Origin of the sequence: Nostoc sp. FACHB-110, from assembly GCF_014697425.1 — a bacterium.
GTDB lineage: Bacteria > Cyanobacteriota > Cyanobacteriia > Cyanobacteriales > Nostocaceae > Nostoc_B.
The window spans coordinates 1-19,967 of sequence record NZ_JACJRU010000024.1; the positions used below are offsets into that span (position 1 = coordinate 1).

At 40.5% G+C, this 19,967-nt stretch carries 19 protein-coding genes; 13 read left to right on the forward strand and 6 right to left on the reverse strand.

Annotated elements, in window-relative coordinates; translation table 11 throughout:
• Both H6G69_RS20310 and H6G69_RS20315 read left to right on the forward strand, forming a co-directional pair.
• On the forward strand, positions 1–1,071 hold a 1,071-nt coding region (locus H6G69_RS20310; RefSeq protein WP_190690936.1), incomplete at its 5' end, for a response regulator.
• Positions 1,072–1,083: 12 nt separating this feature from the next.
• Complete coding sequence (locus tag H6G69_RS20315; protein ID WP_190690937.1) at positions 1,084–2,163, forward strand: response regulator; 1,080 nt, start codon at positions 1,084–1,086, stop codon at positions 2,161–2,163.
• Positions 2,164–2,166: 3 nt separating this feature from the next.
• Here H6G69_RS20315 and H6G69_RS20320 read toward each other — a convergent pair whose 3' ends face one another.
• The gene (locus tag H6G69_RS20320) at positions 2,167–2,703 is read right to left on the reverse strand and encodes a DOMON-like domain-containing protein (protein ID WP_190690938.1); all 537 of its coding nucleotides are present in this window, start codon (positions 2,701–2,703) and stop codon (positions 2,167–2,169) included.
• On the reverse strand, positions 2,700–3,818 hold the full coding sequence (locus H6G69_RS20325; RefSeq protein WP_190690939.1) for a phosphotransferase enzyme family protein: 1,119 nt from the start codon (positions 3,816–3,818) through the stop codon (positions 2,700–2,702). Before H6G69_RS20325 ends, H6G69_RS20320 begins: the two co-directional genes overlap by 4 nt.
• 418 nt (positions 3,819–4,236) lie before the next feature.
• Here H6G69_RS20325 and H6G69_RS20330 point away from each other — a divergent pair, with 418 nt between their 5' ends.
• The 5 genes from H6G69_RS20330 (at position 4,237) to psb28 (ending at position 10,324) form a co-directional block, all read left to right on the forward strand.
• Complete coding sequence (locus H6G69_RS20330) at positions 4,237–6,156, forward strand: MASE1 domain-containing protein (protein WP_190690940.1); 1,920 nt, start codon at positions 4,237–4,239, stop codon at positions 6,154–6,156.
• A gap of 102 nt (positions 6,157–6,258) precedes the next feature.
• Complete coding sequence (gene dprA, locus H6G69_RS20335; RefSeq protein WP_190690941.1) at positions 6,259–7,374, forward strand: DNA-processing protein DprA; 1,116 nt, start codon at positions 6,259–6,261, stop codon at positions 7,372–7,374.
• A 24-nt stretch (positions 7,375–7,398) separates the two neighbouring features.
• The gene (locus H6G69_RS20340) at positions 7,399–8,127 is read left to right on the forward strand and encodes an RNA methyltransferase (protein ID WP_190690942.1); all 729 of its coding nucleotides are present in this window, start codon (positions 7,399–7,401) and stop codon (positions 8,125–8,127) included.
• Positions 8,128–8,368: 241 nt separating this feature from the next.
• Positions 8,369–9,934, forward strand: a complete 1,566-nt coding sequence (locus tag H6G69_RS20345; RefSeq protein ID WP_190690943.1) for a serine hydrolase — start codon at positions 8,369–8,371, stop codon at positions 9,932–9,934.
• 24 nt (positions 9,935–9,958) lie between these two features.
• Entirely contained in the window at positions 9,959–10,324 is a 366-nt protein-coding gene (psb28, locus tag H6G69_RS20350) for a photosystem II reaction center protein Psb28 (RefSeq protein ID WP_190690944.1), read from the forward strand.
• Positions 10,325–10,350: 26 nt separating this feature from the next.
• On the opposite strand, the gene H6G69_RS20355 is transcribed toward psb28, so the two are convergent.
• Positions 10,351–10,671, reverse strand: a complete 321-nt coding sequence (locus tag H6G69_RS20355) for a DUF2809 domain-containing protein (protein ID WP_242072126.1) — start codon at positions 10,669–10,671, stop codon at positions 10,351–10,353.
• A 178-nt stretch (positions 10,672–10,849) separates the two neighbouring features.
• Between H6G69_RS20355 and H6G69_RS20360 the strand changes: the two genes are divergently transcribed.
• Positions 10,850–11,380 (forward strand): hypothetical protein, encoded by a 531-nt coding sequence (locus H6G69_RS20360; RefSeq protein ID WP_190690946.1) that lies wholly within the window; start codon positions 10,850–10,852, stop codon positions 11,378–11,380.
• 307 nt (positions 11,381–11,687) lie between these two features.
• Here the strand turns inward: H6G69_RS20360 and H6G69_RS20365 are convergent, their stop codons facing one another.
• On the reverse strand, positions 11,688–12,074 hold the full coding sequence (locus H6G69_RS20365) for a hypothetical protein (protein ID WP_190690947.1): 387 nt from the start codon (positions 12,072–12,074) through the stop codon (positions 11,688–11,690).
• Positions 12,075–12,431: 357 nt separating this feature from the next.
• On the opposite strand from H6G69_RS20365, the gene H6G69_RS20370 reads away from it, so the two are divergent.
• Positions 12,432–12,686: a hypothetical protein gene (locus tag H6G69_RS20370; protein ID WP_190690948.1), complete on the forward strand. Its 255-nt coding sequence runs from the start codon at positions 12,432–12,434 to the stop codon at positions 12,684–12,686.
• Positions 12,687–12,689: 3 nt separating this feature from the next.
• A complete protein-coding gene (locus H6G69_RS20375) occupies positions 12,690–13,937 on the forward strand; it encodes a murein transglycosylase A (RefSeq protein WP_190690949.1) in 1,248 nt (415 codons plus the stop codon).
• A 54-nt stretch (positions 13,938–13,991) separates the two neighbouring features.
• Here the strand turns inward: H6G69_RS20375 and H6G69_RS20380 are convergent, their stop codons facing one another.
• Together H6G69_RS20380 and H6G69_RS20385 are read right to left on the reverse strand one after the other, a co-directional pair.
• Positions 13,992–14,867 carry a DUF5895 domain-containing protein gene (locus H6G69_RS20380; RefSeq protein ID WP_190690950.1) on the reverse strand — a complete coding sequence of 292 codons (876 nt, stop codon included), beginning with the start codon at positions 14,865–14,867 and terminating at the stop codon, positions 13,992–13,994.
• A 292-nt stretch (positions 14,868–15,159) separates the two neighbouring features.
• Positions 15,160–15,351, reverse strand: coding sequence for a hypothetical protein (locus H6G69_RS20385; protein WP_190690951.1), 192 nt, complete (start codon positions 15,349–15,351; stop codon positions 15,160–15,162).
• Positions 15,352–15,856: 505 nt separating this feature from the next.
• Here H6G69_RS20385 and H6G69_RS20390 point away from each other — a divergent pair.
• The 3 genes from H6G69_RS20390 to ychF all read left to right on the forward strand — a co-directional run bounded on the left by H6G69_RS20390 (position 15,857) and on the right by ychF (position 19,956).
• Positions 15,857–18,385, forward strand: a complete 2,529-nt coding sequence (locus H6G69_RS20390) for a mannose-1-phosphate guanyltransferase (RefSeq protein ID WP_190690952.1) — start codon at positions 15,857–15,859, stop codon at positions 18,383–18,385.
• A 248-nt stretch (positions 18,386–18,633) separates the two neighbouring features.
• Positions 18,634–18,819 carry a hypothetical protein gene (locus tag H6G69_RS20395; protein WP_190690953.1) on the forward strand — a complete coding sequence of 62 codons (186 nt, stop codon included), beginning with the start codon at positions 18,634–18,636 and terminating at the stop codon, positions 18,817–18,819.
• A 45-nt stretch (positions 18,820–18,864) separates the two neighbouring features.
• A complete protein-coding gene (ychF, locus tag H6G69_RS20400; protein WP_190690954.1) occupies positions 18,865–19,956 on the forward strand; it encodes a redox-regulated ATPase YchF in 1,092 nt (363 codons plus the stop codon).
• The last annotated feature ends 11 nt before the right edge of the window (positions 19,957–19,967 follow it).

Genomic DNA, 19,967 nt, shown 5'->3' on the forward strand with positions numbered 1-19,967 from the left:
GTGCGCCTAGAGGCCGCAAACATCTGCTTTCACATCATCGATACAGGTATAGGTATTGCCCCAGAAGCGATAGGTAAGTTATTTCAGCCGTTTGTACAGCTTGACAGCAGCCTGAACCGCCAATACAATGGCACGGGTTTAGGCTTGGCATTAGTCCATCGAATTGTCACTTTGCATGGTGGTACTGTCTCAGTTAATAGTCAAGTTGGCCAGGGCAGTTGTTTTAGTGTTTGCATTCCCTATTGTCCTGGCGATGATTTTTCAGTTCAATCAGTGACAACTTTATTTTCTAACTATTGTTTCAAAACAAGTAATGCTCCAGTATTGATTATTGAAGATTCAGTGCCAGCAGCTGAACAAATTTCGCGCTACTTAAGTGAAATCGGGATGCAGCCTATTGTCTATTCCCAAGGCGAAGGAGCCTTAAAAGAAGTGCTACGTCTGCAACCGGCACTGATTATTTTAGATTTACAATTACCCCATCTATCAGGTTGGGATTTGCTAGAGCAGTTCAAGTCAAATTCTGCAACCAAAGATATTCCCGTAATTATCATTTCTGTGGTTGATGAGCATGAGCCAGGTTTGAGCCAAGGAGCATTTGCATATTTGGTGAAACCAATTACTCGCGTACAACTTCAAGCCGCTATAGATAAATTGCAAACTGCTGCTCCTTCGCCAGCGCAAAATCTCAATGGATTACCTAAAACCCCGGTGATTTTGTTAGCAGAAGATAACCAAGCCAATATTGATACTATGTCTGGTTATCTTGAAAGTCGGGGATATCATTTGATTATGGCTCACGATGGTCAACAAGCGATTGACCAAGTTCATGCTCAACACCCCGATTTAATTGTTATGGATATTCAAATGCCAGGGATGGATGGGTTAGAGGCGATTCGCCACATCCGTAGAGAGCCGGAGTTTGGCCATTTGCCGATTATTGCCTTGACAGCTTTAGCTATGCCTGGCGATAGGGAAACTTGTTTAGCGGCTGGTGCTAATGAATATCTCACCAAACCTGTCAAACTCAAACAGCTTGTTACCACTATTCAACAACTTTTAGAAAGATAACAGACAATTTCGATGGATACACAACCTTCTATTTTAGTAATCGATGATGAACCCGATAATTTCGATGTTGTAGAAGCTTTGTTAGATGGGGAAAATTACCAGCTATACTATACGCCGAGTGGTCAACAAGCTTTAGATCGCCTCAGTAGTTTTCAGCCAGATTTGATTTTGCTAGATGTGATGATGCCAGATTTAGATGGTATGGAAGTGTGTAAACGGATTAAAGCTGATCCGCAATGGCAAGCAGTGCCGATAATCATGGCAACAGCCTTAACTGCTAAAGAAGATTTAGCTCGATGTCTGGGTACGGGTGCAGATGACTTTATTAGTAAACCCCTCAACGGTGTGGAGTTAAGAGCGAGAGTCAATTCGATGTTGCGGATTAAGCAGCATTACGACAGTCTTCAAGTGTTACTCAAACTGCGAGAAGACATGGTAAATATGATTGTCCACGATCTACGAAATCCTTTGGCTAGTATTGTCTTGGCTGCTGAAATTCTCCGCTTTCCTCACTTATCATCTGAACAACAACAGATGAAAGTCGAGCAAATTAGGCTGGCTGGACAACAACTCCAAGCGTTGATTAATAGTTTGCTGATTATGGCTAAACTAGAATCAGGCAAAATGGTACTTAACTACTCAGAAGTAAATTTAAATACAATTTGTACATCAGCATTAACAGATGTTGAAGTGATGGCTAGCCAAAAGAAAATAGCCCTCATGAGCGAATTAACAGAATCTCATGCGATCGTTAAAATAGATGCGCTGATTTTTCGGCGAGTGCTAGATAATTTACTCAACAATGCTATTAAATTTTCCCCTTCTAACTCGCAAGTAAAGTTAACAGCCGAGTGTTTACCAACAGGTGGTGCTAAATTACAAGTGGCTGATTCTGGCCCTGGAGTGAAAGAAGATTTACGTCAAATTATTTTTGAGAAGTATGAAATCGGGACTTTGATGCCAGAAGTTTCGCAAATTGGGTTAGGATTAGCTTTTTGCAAAATTGCTATTGAAGCCCATCAGGGCACTATTTTTGTCGAAGATAATTATCCCAGAGGCACTATTTTTACAGTCTTACTTCCTGGCGAATAGAGTTCATAACTCGATGATAAAACTATCTCGTAAATGAAAATCTGGTTTAGTGCCTTTATGCGCTAATGCCCAATAAGTAATTTGATTATTTTGTTGTTTAATCACACTAGTAATTGCCACATCAATTTTTTGGTCGGGAGGAATAATTTTAGCTAAATCTAACTGCAAATTCAGAGTAAAACTAGCAGATTTTTCTACATGAAATGGCAACTCGATAAAGGTAGTTTCTGTTTGCATTCCTTGGCGATAGTGATCAAAACGATAAATATTCCAATCCCCAGCCGGAGAAAGGTTAAATTCCCAATAGCTTGTGGCATTTTTGAGACCGACAAAAAATTCAAAGCAGGTATCTTGCCAAAGTTCGTGTTTGCGACTTGGTTGATTTGTTGGTGTCGCGATCGCAATTTCTGACAAATCACCCAGCAGCTTGTAAGTAATCTCTAGTTGCTGCTGATTGCGAGTTATATTGCCTACAATTTGCACATTTGGTGGTAAGTTTTCGCCAGGGAATGCTTGCAGGGTAAAGATTTGTTGATTCATTTCATATCTTGAATAATTTGATGAATTTGATTGGCTTGAGATTCGATACTCTCAATCAGCTTAAACTGCACGATCGCTCTTGCTAAATTATGTTCTGGATACTTAACTTTAAAATAGACATTCCCGGCTAAATAGTCGGTAAAAAATCGCAATCCTAATTCAAACGTAATTAAACGAATGCCATCATACATATAGGCATAGTCATTGTCGGTGAGAAATTCTTTGGCAACTGTCACATAACCTTGCAAAATACCTTGACATAAATCAGTGTCAAAATAAACACTATCCCATTGATTGGTTTCTTCACCAACTGGATTACAACCAGAGCGTAAACAGTCGCCAATATCATAATGTATTAATCCGGGCTTGACTGTATCTAAATCAATCACGCTCACTGCTTTTTGCGTTTGGATGTCAAACATGACATTATTAATTTTAGGGTCGCCATGCATCAAACGCAGTGGTAGTTTGCCTGCGGCTTTGGCATTTTCCAGGATATGTGCAAAGGATAAGCGATCGCTAACAAACTGTAAACAATAATTGACTTCTGGCGATACTTGTGGATTTGCTCGCGCTAAGACTTCTTGATAATGTTGCAAGTAATCGGGTGTAATGTGAAAACCAGGCAGCGTATCTGCAAGTTTCTCTGGCGGTAAATCACTAATTAAATTGTGAAACATCCCCAAAGCGTAACCAATTTCTTTGGCATATGCGATATTTTGCATCGTATCAAAAGACTCTGCGCCTTGAATAAAACTGATTGCTCGCCAAAAAGCACCATCAGTATAAATGTAATAATCTTGACAGTCTTTGGTTGACAATACCCTTGGCACTTCCCAACGCCGATTTAAGGGTGTCTGCTGCAAGCGTTGATAAACATGATCGCTAAAAATCCGCATATTTCGCATAATCAATTGCGGTTGGCGAAATACTTGTGTATTAATGCGTTGCAACACAAATTGCGATTCTCTCGCTCCATCTAGCGTCACTAAGAACGTATCGTTAATATTGCCACTGCCAAATGCTGTTACACTACTTACCTGACCCTGGAGTGTAAATTGATCGGCAATAGTCAGTAAATTTTCGACAACCTGTATTGTGCTATTTTGCGTCATCTTGGTGTGTTTCCTTCGCCTGCCATACATTGCACAAAGGCAATAGGAGACATAGTAGCGCAAGTTTTACATCAGGTTTGCACAAATAAGTGTTGTAACAAAAATATTCATAATAGAAGAATACTTGATTTGGAAAAAAATCAGTACACCCAGATAATTCCTCTTGCCTCCTCCCCATATTAGTAGCAAACAGTTCTAGCTGGTGCGAAATCCTCCTATTGAAGGGGAGATTTAGATTCAGCTTCCGGCTTTTCTCGGTACTCAAGGATATTCAGTAATCTCACGAGATGCCAATATCAAATCTTCCAGAATATTTGAAATTACTTGTTAGCTTGCGGGAATGATATGTAATAGCGTGGGTTTGTTTCAAAAAAATTAGGCTGTTCAAATTGCAGACTACCAATCACGAGTGAATGATATGAATATCTGGAAATGGCTGCCTCAAAAATTATTTAGTCACATCAATTTAATCAAAAAGTATTTTTTTGCTAATTTTCGCCTCAATCTCGTAGTAATTATCATTTTGCTACCGATTCATTTTGCCCTAGCTATTATCTCTGGAACATTTACATTTCAAAATGGCATCACACCCATTTGGCCTTCCACGGGGGTATTTTTAGCTGCTTTACTTTTATGTGGGCGAAGGATTTGGTTTGGTATTTGGTTTTGTGATTTTGTAGTTTTTCACACACTTTTTTTACATCATATTTTAGCTAGCTTGATTGTTGGTTTTTTAGATTCCACAGATCCTTTAGTTGCTGGATTTTTAATTAAGCATTTTATTCAAAAACGCAATCCGTTTAACCGTGTGCCAGATGTAATTTTATTTGTGGCTTTACTCATCCCTTATCCTATAATGAGTTCGGCAATTGGTACAGTAGTTCAATGTTGGGCTGGGATTACTGCTTGGGATGCTTATAAAATAGTTTGGCGCACTTGGTATACCAGTAATATTTCTGGGATGTTAATTATTGCACCAGTACTATTAGTTTGGTTACAACCACTAAAAATTCACGATACTTACCACCTCATCTTCAATAACTTTCGCCCAAAAATCTTAAACTTTTCTGCTAATAATTTAATTGAATATTGGCAATCACACTTATTAAAAATTAGTGAATTTATTTTAATTATAATTATCTTATTATTCATTGGTAATATTACTTTTTTGCGAGGTCATCCGTTAGAATATATGATGGTTTTTCCCTTAATTTGGTCAGCATTAAGATTAGGGCAGAAATCATCGACTTTGCTAATTTTAATTATGGCAGCGATCGCAGTCTTTGGAACTTCGCATGGCTTTGGCTCCTTTGCTAAAGGTAACGAGGTGAATCACTCTTTGGTGCTATTACAATCTTTTGTTGGAACACTAGCGATCGCTACTCTAATTTTGTCTTCGGCTGTTCAAGAAAATCGCACAGCCACCTTACAATTACAACAAATGAATGAAGAATTAGAACAAAGAGTCGAAGAACGCACTTATGAACTCCAGCAAGCCCAAGCCCATCTCATTCAACAAGAAAAAATGTCAAGTTTGGGACAATTAGTTGCCGGAGTTTCTCATGAAATTAATAACCCAGTTAATTTTATTCATGGCAATCTCAATCATATCCAAAATTACACCAGAGATTTATTAGATTTTATCAAGTTATATCAACATTATTATCCTGAACCTGTTACCGAAATTCAAAATAAATCAAAAGAGATTGATATAGATTTTTTACAAACAGATATCATTAAAATTATTAATTCTATGAACGTCGGCACTGAACGCATTCATAGTATTGTGCAATCACTACGTAACTTTTCACGGATGGATGAAGCCGAATTGAAGCAAGTTGACATTCATGAAGGCATAGATAGCACATTAGTAATTTTGCAACACCGCCTACAAGCTAGCCCCTATTTTCCTGAGATGCAAATTATTAAAAATTATGGACAATTACCAAAAATAGAATGCTATCCTAGCCATCTGAATCAGGTATTTATGAACATTTTGACCAATGCCATCGATGCCCTAGAAGAATTATCCACGATTACTGATGATTTAGAAGAAAAAGCACCGACCATTACAATTCGGACATCCATGATTAATGCAGAATGGGCGGAAATTGCGATCGCTGATAATGGCCCTGGAATGTCTGAAGAAATTCAAAAAAACATTTTCAACCCATTTTTTACAACCAAGCCTGTTGGCAAGGGAACAGGGATGGGAATTAGCATCAGCTATCAAATCATTACTCAAAAACATACTGGTCAATTGAAATGCTTTTCAACTTTAGGGAAAGGCACAGAATTTGTCATACAAATCCCTATCAGCAATCAGAACTACACATGAATTGATACATACAACCTTAATCTCAGTCTCCACAGCTAAACTTTGTGCGTCAGTCCTGTGAATTTGGGAATACTCAACCCATCAGGTGTGAGGATTTAGCTAGTGGTAGAAGAACGGGCGTATTGGTTAGCTTGGACACAAATTTCTGGGATTGGCCCGGTTTTGCTGCGAAGATTGCACCAGCATTTTGGTAACTTATCAACGGCTTGGCAAGCTACCAAGACAGAATTAGCAGCAGTTGAAGGTTTTGGGGTGCAAACTTTAGAAAAAGTAGTTAAACAGCGATCGCATCTTCATCCAGCACAGTTACTCAGTCAACACCAGCAAGAAAACCCCCATTTTTGGACACCAGCCGATGCTGACTATCCCCGCTTGTTATTAGAAACGCCCAGCCCACCGCCAGTTTTATACTATCGGGGTGAAATTGATTTATTAGAAAATGCGGGACAAAAACCCTTAGTTGCGGTTGTAGGAACGCGTCAACCTTCCGAGTATGGTATTCGCTGGACTCGGCAAATTAGCACAGCTTTGGCTCAAAATGGTTTTACTGTTGTGTCGGGAATGGCAGAAGGAATCGACACAGAAACTCACAGTGCCACTATCAAAGCAGGTGGAAGAACTTTGGCTGTATTGGGAACGGGTGTAGATGTGATCTATCCCCACAAAAATCGAGATTTATATCATCAAATTTTAGGTGCAGGATTGGTGCTGAGTGAGTATCCAGCGAAAACCCCACCAGACCGCCAGCATTTCCCCAGGCGGAATCGCATTATTGCAGGCTTAAGCCGAGCGATATTAGTCATAGAAGCACCTTTAAAATCTGGGGCGTTAATTACCGCAACTTACGCCAACGATTTTGGTAGAGATGTTTATGCTTTACCAGGGAGATTAGATGATTATCCGTCGCAAGGCTGTTTAAAGTTAATTTCTCAAGGGGCTTCGTTAATTTTTCGAGAATTAGACGAACTGTTAACGATGTTAGGCGCAGTCCCCAAACTCGATGCTGTGACTACTTCCCCACCCCCAGAAAAGTTAATGCCCACTTTATCACCGCAAATGCAGCAAATCATCGATGCGATCGCCTGTGATACTTTATCATTTGATGCTATTGTCCATAAAACAGGCAATCCGGCTAGTTCCGTTTCTAGTGTTCTATTACAGTTAGAACTTATGGGTTTAATTTCGCAACTGCCAGGAATGCGTTATCAAAAAAGTTAATTTAACGCACACAGGAGGCAAACAATGGCATTAGCTGGGATAAAAATTGTGTTAGTCGAACCAGCTGGCCCGATGAATGTGGGCGCAATAGCGCGGGTAATGAAAAATTTTGGACTCACTAATTTAGTATTAGTCAATCCCCAATGTAATCATTTATCAGCAGAAGCCATGAAAATGGCTGTTCATGCCAAAGATATTTTAGAATCAGCAGTATTAGAAAGCACACTGCCAGCCGCTTTACAAGGATGTGTACGAGCCATCGCCACCACCGCCCGTGTGCGTGATTGGCAAACTCCAATGGAGAACCCCCGCACAGCTTTACCTTGGTTACTCGAAGAACCTGAAAAATCCTCCGCTTTAATTTTTGGTAGAGAAGACCGGGGATTAAGTAATGAAGAACTCAACTATGCCCAACGATTTGTCCGTATTCCCAGTAGCGAAATTTATCCTTCTTTAAATTTAGCTAGTGCTGTAGGTATTTGTTGTTATGAACTAGCTCAACAGGCAAATACTACTCAACCACAGACCAGCCAACCAACAGAATTAGCACCTTTAGAGCTTGTGGAAGAATATTACCAACAATTAGAATCTCTACTGTTGAATATTGGTTACATCTATCCTCATACAGCAGTAAGTCGGATGGAAAAATTTCGCCAGTTATATAACCGCGCGCGACTCACAACCAAGGAAATCGCCTTGTTACGCGGTATCATCCGGCAAATGGAATGGGCAATTAACCATCGCCATCAGTAATTTTTAGTTTTACCAGAAATCACGCATCAGTCTTTTGTATTCAAAACTCACCACCCAGCACTCAAATACATATGATGATGAAAACTTATGCTACATCGATTAATATAGACGCATTCTTACCCCAAAATAGATAATATGACTTAAACTAAACACACGAATGCTACTGAGTAGTATAAGTTATGGTATAAGTTTTGGGTCGGGAGTCTGCTAGAAAAATTTGAGTGAGTCACAAGGAGTAGCAGTGACAGAATCAAGTGACAAGCTAAGAGATTTCTCGCGGCGACAACCGGTCAACCGCCGCCAGCGATCGCGTAAAGTTCAAAAAGTAGAAGCAAAAAAGGCTAAAGCACCTAATCCGCAACAGCGTCCTGTTGTGCGAGAATCCGTACTAGTGCCTCAACCTGCATCTGCTGGTGTACCCAGGCCCAGACAAGGGTTAGTCATGCCCACAGCAGTCAAACCCATCCCCAAAACACCAAGAAATATAGCACCTGCTAACCCTAGCACTGTCAAAGTCAAAACAGTGCGAGTCCAAAAGCAACCACCGCCTCAACTCAAAAGAACCAAAAAAGTATCGAAAAAGACGCGGTTAAAGCCAATGGCCAGAACCATGTTGTATATCCTGCGGTTGTTAATTGTAGGAGTGGGCATGGGCGCGATCGTTGGTACAGTATTGTCTGTGCTAGACCCGGCTAGCCGCATCAATTCGACTACTTCGGTGTCATCTAATACTAGTAATAATGCTGGCCAAGTTCAGCCACAAGCTACCCCTAATCAGGCTGTTACTACTTCAGGTTTATACCTGTCTCAAGAAAATACTTCCTTAAAAAATGCTGTTCAAGAATTAGCCACAACCACGCCAGATATGACTCCTGGTGTGTTCTTGGTCGATTTAGACAATGGTAGTTATGTAGATATTAATGCTTCTACGAGTTTTCCGGCAGCTAGCACTATCAAAGTCCCAGTTCTGGTAGCTTTTTTCCAAGATGTAGACGCGGGTAAAATCCGTCTGGATGAAATGCTAACCATGCAGCAAGATATGGTAGCTGGTGGTTCGGGAAATTTTCAATTTAAACCAGTGGGGACGCAATACACTGCTTTAGAAGTGGCGACCAAAATGATTACCATCAGCGACAATACAGCGACTAATATGCTGATTGCGCGCTTGGGAGGCATAGAAGCATTAAACCAACGTTTTCGCAGTTGGGGTTTGACAACCACAGCGATTAATAATAAGCTGCCAGATTTACAAGGCACAAACATCACTAGCCCCAAAGAACTGGGTAACTTAATGGCGATGGTTAATCAAGGTAATTTTGTCAGTATGCGATCGCGTGATTTAATGTTAGACATCATGCGCCGCACCGAAAGAGACACTTTATTACCTTCAGGTTTAGACTCAGGCGCGAGAATATATCACAAAACAGGCGACATTGGGACAATGCTAGCAGATACAGGTTTAGTTGATGTACCTAATGGCAAACGCTACATCATTTCTGTGATGGTCAAGCGTCCTAATAATGATGTTCGTGCCGAAAAACTCATCAGTTCGATTTCTCGCATTGTTTATCAAAACTTGAGTCAAAGTAGCGCAACCAATAACACCACAGTGCCGACAACTACAACTTATCCTGCCCCAAACATCACTTCACCCATACCTAATACCACCACTGGGGTGATGCCGATAACTGGCTATCAATCACCAATGCTGAATCCGGCTATACCCAACAGTACGGTTAATATCATTCCTCCAAGCGGTTATCAATCACCACAGTTGACTAGCCCGCAATATTACCAACCCAGATAACCTGTCTCCTATTTTTGTTCGCTCATGACATCTACCACACCTTCAATTCAATTTTTCTCTGGCATTTATGAAGAACTTAGTAATGTGAGTCTGCGGCGCGGCAAAACTTCTGGTAAACGCATTGTTGCCATGACTTTTAATACTTTACAAGCATTAGAAGGTTTTAACAGTTTTACCAAACCCTCGTTAAATTCCATGCTTTTAACAGATGAAGAAGGTGAAATTAACGTGACTCCTTCTTCGACTAAATTTATTTTTGGTGGCGATGAGGGGGATGAATTACAGCGCGTCGAGTGCCAATTTGAAGTCGAAAAAGATGATCATTGGGAGCGAGTGATGCGCTTTTTGCACCGTTATGCCGAAGCAAATGGTATGGAATATCAAGGATGAACAGGGTGTAGGGTGTAGGCGACTGATTAAGTTTTTGCTTTTATATTGGTTTTGTTTTCTAAAAAGATAATAATTGTCGTGCCTAAGGCATAAGCCATTATATCTCGCCAATCAAATGTACTTCCTAAAGCGATCGCTAAAATCTTATATCTTTCCAATCTTAAAACTTTGACAAAGTTAAAATATTGCAGAGTTTCAATCATACAAGCAAAGGCAAATACTAACAAAGCAATGATGTAATAGTTGACCCGAAAAAATGTTCTAGCAAAACAATAAATTAAAATAACTACTAAAACATCGCCAATAAAAGGACGGATAAAACCATCAGTAATAAAAACAGCAATCAAAACCTCAATGCAAAATAATAAAAGCGTGCAGGAAAAATACTTTTGATTAAAACTCAACATAAGAATAAATTGCTTGGCATAAAATTATCTTTTGGAATATAGCAATCCTATTTGATTTATTAGCGATTGTCCTGTAGTCTGGATTCGTGTAAGAGTTGTGTACACGGCTGAACAGCTTATGCCTAAACTTAATATCAAACAAAAAAACTGGTTACTTTCTGCCCATGTGGCTTCTGGTAGTATTTGGTTTGGCTCGGCTTTGTGCATGGTAGCAATCGCATTTAAAAATGCCCACACCACAAACGGTGATGAACTGTATGCGATTAATGCAACTTTAAAACTACTGGATGATTTTGTCGTGATTCCTTCTGCTAATTTGTCGTTGTTAACTGGCGGATTACTTTGTTGGCTAACTATTTGGGGATTTTTTAAACACTACTGGGTCATTGTTAAATGGGTAGCAACAGTTACTTTAATTGGTGTAGGAACTGCTTGGTTAGGGCCTTGGGTAAATGCAGCTACCAGTATTTCAGATATTGAACGGGAGCAAGCCTTGAGCAATCCCTTGTACACCTTTGATGTCAAAGGAGTATTAATCGGTGGTGTAATTCAAACTCTTTTTATACTAGGGATTGTTGCTATTTCTGTACTCAAACCTTGGGGTAGAAGAGTTGTAAAAAAAGAAGAAACATCTACATCTACCAATTAGTTCAGGTTTGATGAGGCCAACCTGACAAAATTTATTCTCTGTGTTAATACCATTTCACGAAAATCCTGATACAAATACATTGGTTTTTAATTCTTTCTCCCTGCCCCCTGCTCTCTGCCCCCCTGCAACCCATTTGTATCAAACTTATAACTCCTGACTCATGAATTCAACCATCTGCTCTGACGTAAAAATAAAGGGGATATAGCAGAAAAATAGAAGAGTGTAGAGTTTTTAGGATAAAAAAAGATAGGTCAATTCTTCTTAATAAGACCTATCAAAATGATAAATTTAATTGGGCAACACCCAACTATTTACTGCCAAAAAAACTATACTCTCCAGGTTGCGCATAGTCACTAAATAAACCACCAATTCTCAGTGTCGTTGCGTTCTGCGAAACATTGGCGTTATAAACTTGAAACGCAGAATTATTTACATCTCTGATGAAATGGAGGCGGCCACTGAATGGACAGTAAAAGCCTTTTGTAATCGGGTTGCCAAAGATGGAACCTCTAATTGATCTACAATTGCCAGTTGTGGCTTGAGTGGTAATGCTTAAAGTTCCAGTACTATTATTAGCATTTACACTCCAATTGCCTACCACACTAGTTGGCCAGCCATCGGCCAAAGCCGCTTGCGCAAATACGATAGGACTTAAGGCTATTAAACCTGATGATAAGACAGGAATTAGTTTCATGAGAATTATCTCCAATACAAATGCTTGATATATCAATACGTAGGTTATTGAGGTTTATGCAAGCTCCTTTTGACTTGAGAAGATAAAAATATTGAAAGTGTTTTTTAGCAATTAAAAATTATACTGTTTAGTCTCATATCATTTTTAAAGTGCAACGATTATTAACCTTTTCGCGGAACCAGTTAAAGTAAAGTCCGTCTAGGGTGAAAATAAAATTTAAGACTTATGGAGTCATATCTCATGGGTAATTAATGCAAAACTTTCCAAAAACCTGGTCTTGCTCCCGTATGCTTACCCTTTTCATTCTGAGGTGACGTGGTTAACATGGGTTGAACGAATTTTTCCACATTTAACCTTATGCCTAGAACACCAAGCGAATACGCCGTACACTTGCTTTTGGAAACTGGTCATCGTGAAGAAGTACGGTTTCCCACTATTCAAGAATTTCAAAAATGGTATAGCGGCGAACTAGTACCTAAGTCTACATCGAATGACTTTATTAGTGTCCCAATCAAGAATATTCAGGGAGAGTATATGGTTGTACGCCCATCTCGGATTGTCGCAATCCGGGTAGAACCACTGTTTAGCTCTAGTGTTGAAAGATTTGACTAAATCATGAGAAAAACCCTTGCTTTGGCTTCTTTGAGTTTGGGAATTACCCTTGTAAACGCCATTTGGCCAGCTTTTGCTCAAATTCCTACAGTGACAATACCGTTACCAGTGCCACAGCCTACCCAGCCAAGCACACCACAAGAAGTACAATTACCACTAGAACCATTCGACGTGGGGAATAGTTGTACTCCAGGCTATACTTGCTTGGGTTGGGATGAGCAACTTTTCGGTAGTCTAGGCAAACCAGGAGATCGCCGGGCTATATTAGCGGCGATTGACAACAGTTTGAGTTACCTGACCAAAGATAAAGCGATCTCCGCATATCAAAATTATCCTGTGCCAGGAATTACATATGATCGCGTGCGTCGAAGTTTGGTGCGTTTCCGGCAATTAGTAGCCACTTCCAGATCCGCAGCCCAACTACAAGCTGCCGTCCGCCGGGAGTTTGTGTTTTATAAGTCTGTCGGCAACGATGGCAAGGGTACTGTTAAATTTACTGCTTATTACGAGCCTGTTTATCAAGCTAGTCGGATCAGAACTTCTATATATAAGTATCCTCTTTATCGACTCCCTCCCAATTTTGACCAATGGACTAAGCCCCATCCCAAACGCATTGATTTAGAAGGCAAAGATGGTTTATTGGGAGATAAAAGCCAGTTGCGCGGTTTGGAATTGTTGTGGTTCCGCGATCGCTTAGACGCATATATGGTACATATCCAAGGTTCTGCTCAAATTCGCTTAACTAATGGCAAAACAACAGCCGTCGGTTATGCAGGCGGCACTGATTATCCTTGGACTAGTATTGGTAAAGAAGTAGCCAAAGATGGCAAACTGCCCCTAGATGGCTTAACTATGCCCAAGCTAATTAGCTTCTTCCGGCAAAATCCTTTAGAGTTAAGTAATTATTTGCCACGCTGGGAACGTTTTGTGTTCTTTAAAGAAGTTCCTGGCAGAAAAGCTACTGGTAGTTTGAATGTGCCGGTAACAGCAGAACGTTCGATTGCTACCGATAAATCACTCATGCCACCAGGCGCACTAGCACTGATTAATGGTTCATTTCCTTATCCTGCTGCTGGTGGCAAATTAGAAAATCGCGCCGTCAGCCGCTTTGTACTCGATCAAGATACAGGCAGTGCTATTAAAGGGCCAGGACGGGTAGATTATTTTATGGGAACAGGCCGACTAGCAGGCGATCGCGCTGGTATCACTGGCGGTAATGGTTCACTATACTATCTGCTGCTGAAAAAATAGGCAGTGAAGTATGAAGTCTAAAAATTTCAGACTTCATACTTCACACTTCACACTTTAGTAAGGTGGATAAGCAAAATCATCTTCATCTGCGTAAATATAAGAACTCGAAACGCCAGCTGCGATCGCCATTTTATTGTTCGTTTCTGTTCTTACAGGTTCTTTGCCAAATTCTTTATACTCTTCAAAATATTTACAAATAATTGCCGATTCTGGTGCATCAGAAGCAATTAAATATTGTGTTAAAGTCCCAACTGTCGGATGTTGATAATCTACAGTCGAAGCCACCAAAACAGTATTTGGTTCTATGCCTCTTTCTTCACACTCAATAATGGGCGCAAAAATTCCATGTGCGTGGAACAAAGGCCCTTTTGGGGTCACAGGTTGCTTACGATATACAGCATAAGCCCTTTCTAGGTCGTAAACAAAACCACTCACAACTTTACCTTGTTGAAACTCACAATAAGTTTTACTAAAACTAGCCCCGGCTGCACCATTTAAAGTTAGTTGTAAGGGCGTTTCATGCAAAAACTTTTTATTTTCTCCAACTAAGAAAATTAAATAGCGAGTAAAAGTTTTAAACTTAAGTTTATCAGCTAAAAAAGCATCATAATTCTCTTTTAATGTACCCAATTTAGTTCCAGTTTCTCGGTCTTTCACCGACAAAGGGCCGCGACGCACAATTACTAAACGCGGCGTAGTACTGATAAAAACCGTTTCGACACCAGAACTAAATTCATGTTCCACCTGCTGCCAATTTTCATCCGGCTGAAAACCCACAGCATTGGCATTGTCTAGTTTAATAGCCAAACCATAAGTCTGCAAACCATCATTGCCATACCGAGGATTAATCATCTGACACCAGGGGATGACTTGAGAAGGCGGTGCATTAAATTTCTCGTCCTCAAAGTCGAACTTAGCAGATGCTTTCATCGTTTTAGGCTGTAGCTGTGTTTTATTATACAATTTGATCGTAATACTGGGAGTTGCTCTTCCCATTTGTACCATCCAAATGGTACATCATGCACATTCTGAATTAGATTTTAACAAGCCTTGTTTTCCAGCTTGAGCAAACTGGCCTGTGAAAGGGGATGGGGTTATGGTTTTTGAGTCAATAAACCCCATCCCCATAGAATTATCTGCATTCTTGACGATTTCCGATTTGAGTGAAATAGAATACATCCGTCAGCAGACAGAATTCACGCTAAATTACGCGCGTTAGTATTTAACCTTTCAGTGCTTTTTTAAAATTGCGCCGATAGGAACCATTCGCAATAAATAAAGCAGGCCATAATAAAGATAAAGTAATTCGATTAGATAAGGATGGATTAAAATTAGTTCTCGTAAATCCTGACCAGAACTTCCAACCTAAGCCGACATAACCTACTATCAAAAGCAATACAATTAATTTACTCATATTGATGAACTCCGGTTGCTGCTAACTCAAGTTAAGAATTGTCAAATTATCTCAGCAATTCTTAATCTACACTGACAAAGTAAACTTTAAGCAAAATTACCACACCACTGAAGCTTTTTATTCCAGTGTAAAGTAGCTTCGAGCATTGCAGCTAGATCATCTGGGATTTATCAGCTTCACATAACATAGTGATTAATTAGGTTAATTATAAAAATCAATATAAATATATTATTCTATACTTTTAGGTTGGTTTTTTACTTGTATTGCTAACTGGAAAGCCTTTGAAACTGGCATAATAAATAAACTCGATTTTCAGACACATTTCTTCATTTTTTCTAGACAAATTGGCTGATGTGTTGAGTAAATATGCTTAACACCTAAATTTAGATGCCTCTTGTGGAAGTTCCTGAAATCAGAAACTCTATAGGACACTGAAGAAAGATAAAACAAACATATTTTCTTGGGGTTGCAAGCAGCTAAAGCTGCAAATAATTTAGGAGGACTTATGCGGGCAGTACTGATGGCAGGCGGTTCAGGGACAAGGCTTCGTCCCTTGACTTGTGATTTACCTAAACCGATGGTTCCGATTCTCAATCGACCCATTGCTGAACATATTATCAATCTTCTTAAAAGGCATCAAATCACTGAAGTGATTGCTACATTACATTATTTACCTGATGTCTTGCGAGATTACTTTCAAGACGGGGGTGATTTTGGTGTACAAATGACTTACGCGGTAGAAGAAGACCAACCGCTAGGCACAGCAGGCTGTGTGAAAAATATTGCCGAACTGCTTGATGAAACTTTTTTAGTAATTAGTGGCGATAGTATCACAGATTTTGATTTAACAGCAGCAATTGAATTTCATAAACAAAAAAAATCAAAAGCAACTTTGATTTTAACTAGGGTTCCTAACCCGATTGAATTTGGAGTAGTCATTACTGATGAAGTAGGAAAAATTAAACGATTTTTAGAAAAACCATCTACAAGCGAAATTTTTTCCGATACAGTCAACACAGGAACCTACATTCTTGAACCCGAAGTTTTAGATTATTTACCTGCTAATACAGAAACTGACTTTTCTAAAGATTTATTTCCGTTACTTTTAGCTAAAAATGAGCCGATGTATGGCTATATTGCCCAAGGTTATTGGTGTGATGTCGGCCATTTAGATGCTTATCGAGAAGCGCAATATGATGCTTTAGATCGTAAGGTAAAACTTGATTTTGCTTATGAAGAAATTTCGCCTGGTGTCTGGGTAGGGCAGAATACTTTTATTGATGCAACGGCGAGTATTGAAACTCCTGCCATGATTGGCGACAATTGCCGCATTGGGGCAAGAGTTGAGATTGAAGCGGGTACTGTAATTGGTGATAACGTTACAGTTGGGGCTGATGCCAATTTGAAGCGCCCGATTGTTTGGAATGGGGCATTTGTGGGAGAAGAAGCGCATCTGAGTGCCTGCGTCATTTCGCGTGGTAGCCGTGTAGATCGTCGCGCCCATGTATTAGAAGCGGCTGTGGTCGGTTCGTTATCTACGGTAGGAGAAGAAGCACAAATTAGTACTGGGGTGAGGGTTTGGCCGAGTAAAAAAATTGAATCTGGTGCGATTTTAAACATCAATTTGATTTGGGGAAATACTGCCCAAAGAAACTTGTTTGGTCAACGTGGTGTGCAAGGTTTGGCGAATATTGACATTACCCCAGAATTTGCGGTGCGCTTAGGTTCGGCTTATGGTTCGACATTAAAACCTGGTTCTAAAGTTACGGTGTCGAGAGACCAACGCAACATTTCTCGGATGGTGACGCGATCGCTGATTGCCGGTTTAATGTCTGTAGGGGTTGATATTCAAAACCTCGATGCTACTGCTATTCCCATTGCCCGGACGGTGATTCCGATTATGTCAGTAGCAGGGGGTATTCATGTCAGAGTCCATCCCGACCGCCCCGACTACATCCTAATAGAATTCATGGATGCCAAAGGCATTAATATTTCCAAAGCCCAAGAAAAGAAAATTGAAGGGGCATATTTTAAAGAAGATATGCGTCGGGCGTTGATTCATGAAGTTGGCGATGTGGCTTATCCCAGTCAAGTTATTGACAGTTACTGCACAGCCTTTGAGAAACTTCTGCACGTTTCTACCCTCACCAACAGCCGCGCCAAAATCGTGATTGATTATGTTTATGCTGTGTCTGGGGCAGTTTTACCGCAAATGTTGGATAAATTCGGCGCGGATGCAGTGGTACTCAATGCCAGCTTAAATAAACACGCTGTTACTACAGCTGACCGCGAAGCCCTATTAACCCAGTTAGGTCATGTAGTAGAAGCCCTCAAAGCAAATTTTGGTGTGCAAGTTTCGGCGAACGGTGAACAGCTAATTTTAGTTGATGAATCAGGTTTTGCTATTCGTGGGGAAATGTTAACTGCCTTAATGGTGGATATGATATTAACCTCTAACCCCAGAGGTACAGTAGTTGTGCCAGTTCACGCTTCTAGTGCGGTGGAACAAGTCGCCCGTCGCCACGATGGCAGAGTAATTCGGACGAAAGCTAACCCAACCGCCTTAATGGAAGCTTGCCAAAAAAATTCTAATGTGGTTCTAGGTGGTAGTGGCGAAACTGGTTTCATTTTCCCGCAACTGCATCCGGGGTTTGATTCTATGTTCTGCATTGCCAAGATAATTGAAATGTTAACAATTCAAGAGCGATCGCTGGCTACTGCACGTTCAGAATTACCCCGCGTCATTCACAGAACCCAAACAATTCGCTGTCCTTGGACTGCTAAAGGTGCATTAATGCGCTACTTAGTAGAAACCCATCCAGCCCAAAACCTGGAACTCATCGATGGCGTGAAAATTGGTCAACCCTACGATGATAATTGGCTGTTAGTTTTACCTGATGCTAGCGAGCCATTAGTACATTTGTATGCAAATAGTGGCGATCGCGATTGGGTAGACGACACCATCCGCAACTACCGCCACCGCGTCCAAACTTTTGTCGAAAGACAGCAAGAATATCACCCAGCAGAAGTTTGAAGATTTCTTTGCTTTGCAAGGGTGTAAGAGTTTATGGGTATAGGATAGCAGACCGCAAGATCCCCGACTTTTTTGATTCGGGGATCTGAATGCCAATTTCAGACTTCATACTTCAGACTTCATACTTCAGACTTCAGACTTCATACTTCAGACTTCATACTTCAGACTTTTTCCATTTTTGAGGAAGATGTCAGCATCAAGGTTAATCATCTAGCTTGAGGAAGTCAGATAATTTAACTAGACTACCCATGATTGATATTCAAGCTATTTCAATTCCCGACCCCCAAATTCCGACACCGCAACCAAACCCCCTACCCAAAACGGAACCGACACCACAACCAGTTATTCCCGAACCTGTACCAGAAACTGTACCTGCACCCATTCCGCAAACTGTTCCTGGGACAATTCCCCAAACCATACCTGAACCTGTTTGAATTATCTTAGTAGTTTGAGCCAAAATCTAAAATCTAAAATCCAAAATGCTAAGAGCCGGAATTGTCGGACTTCCCAACGTCGGAAAATCTACTTTGTTTAATGCCTTAGTAGCCAATGCGAAAGCGGAGGCTGCTAACTTTCCCTTCTGCACGATTGAACCGAATGTCGGCGTTGTCTCAGTACCGGATGAGCGGTTAAACGTGCTTTCGCAAATTGCTGGTTCGGCACAAATTATCCCCGCCCGTGTTGAGTTTGTGGATATTGCCGGTTTGGTCAAAGGTGCGAGTCAAGGTGAAGGGTTGGGGAACCAATTTTTATCCCACATTCGAGAAGTTGATGCGATCGTTCATGTGGTACGTTGTTTTGAGAATGATGATATTATCCACGTTGCTGGTTCTGTTGATCCAGCGCGGGATATTGAAATTATCAATTTAGAACTCGGTTTATCCGACTTAGCCCAAATTGAACGCCGCATTGAACGTACCCGCAAACAAGCCCGCACCAGCAAAGATGCTCAGTTTGAAATTACAGTTCTCGAAAAATTAGTAGCAGCTTTAAACGAAGGTCAATCTGTCCGTCAAGTTAGTTTAAATGAAGAAGAAGCAGCCATTATTCAAGGGCTAGGACTGCTCACCAGTAAACCGATTATTTATGCTGCCAATGTTTCAGAAGATGACTTAGCTACAGGTAACGAATTTGTTGAAAAAGTCCGACAAATTGCCTCACAAGAAAATGCTCAAGTCGTCATTGTTTCTGCTCAAGTAGAAGCAGAATTAGTGGAATTAGCTGAAGAAGACAAAGCAGATTTCTTAGAATCTTTAGGTGTGAAAGAAGGCGGGTTAAAATCTTTGATTCGCGCAACTTACACCTTGTTAGGTTTGCGGACTTATTTCACTAGTGGCCCCAAAGAAACCCGTGCTTGGACAATTAATGCTGGGATGTCTGCCCCTCAGGCCGCAGGTGTGATTCACTCTGATTTTGAACGTGGATTTATTCGCGCCGAAACTGTTGCTTACAATGATTTAGTTGCAAGTGGTTCAATGAATGGTGCTAAAGAAAAAGGCTTAGTCAGAAGTGAAGGAAAAGAGTACATCGTCCAAGAAGGGGATGTAATGTTATTCCGCTTTAATGTGTAGGTCAAATATGA

Excerpts from the sequence above, each read along its gene's own strand:
- H6G69_RS20315 (WP_190690937.1), top strand. The coding sequence starts at position 1,084 with ATGGATACACAACCTTCTATTTTAGTAATCGATGATGAACCCGATAAT.
- H6G69_RS20320 (WP_190690938.1), bottom strand. The coding sequence starts at position 2,703 with ATGAATCAACAAATCTTTACCCTGCAAGCATTCCCTGGCGAAAACTTA.
- H6G69_RS20325 (WP_190690939.1), bottom strand. The coding sequence starts at position 3,818 with ATGACGCAAAATAGCACAATACAGGTTGTCGAAAATTTACTGACTATT.
- H6G69_RS20330 (WP_190690940.1), top strand. The coding sequence starts at position 4,237 with ATGAATATCTGGAAATGGCTGCCTCAAAAATTATTTAGTCACATCAAT.
- H6G69_RS20340 (WP_190690942.1), top strand. The coding sequence starts at position 7,399 with ATGGCATTAGCTGGGATAAAAATTGTGTTAGTCGAACCAGCTGGCCCG.
- psb28 (WP_190690944.1), top strand. The coding sequence starts at position 9,959 with ATGACATCTACCACACCTTCAATTCAATTTTTCTCTGGCATTTATGAA.
- H6G69_RS20360 (WP_190690946.1), top strand. The coding sequence starts at position 10,850 with ATGCCTAAACTTAATATCAAACAAAAAAACTGGTTACTTTCTGCCCAT.
- H6G69_RS20365 (WP_190690947.1), bottom strand. The coding sequence starts at position 12,074 with ATGAAACTAATTCCTGTCTTATCATCAGGTTTAATAGCCTTAAGTCCT.
- H6G69_RS20370 (WP_190690948.1), top strand. The coding sequence starts at position 12,432 with ATGCCTAGAACACCAAGCGAATACGCCGTACACTTGCTTTTGGAAACT.
- H6G69_RS20375 (WP_190690949.1), top strand. The coding sequence starts at position 12,690 with ATGAGAAAAACCCTTGCTTTGGCTTCTTTGAGTTTGGGAATTACCCTT.
- H6G69_RS20380 (WP_190690950.1), bottom strand. The coding sequence starts at position 14,867 with ATGAAAGCATCTGCTAAGTTCGACTTTGAGGACGAGAAATTTAATGCA.
- H6G69_RS20385 (WP_190690951.1), bottom strand. The coding sequence starts at position 15,351 with ATGAGTAAATTAATTGTATTGCTTTTGATAGTAGGTTATGTCGGCTTA.
- H6G69_RS20390 (WP_190690952.1), top strand. The coding sequence starts at position 15,857 with ATGCGGGCAGTACTGATGGCAGGCGGTTCAGGGACAAGGCTTCGTCCC.
- H6G69_RS20395 (WP_190690953.1), top strand. The coding sequence starts at position 18,634 with ATGATTGATATTCAAGCTATTTCAATTCCCGACCCCCAAATTCCGACA.
- ychF (WP_190690954.1), top strand. The coding sequence starts at position 18,865 with ATGCTAAGAGCCGGAATTGTCGGACTTCCCAACGTCGGAAAATCTACT.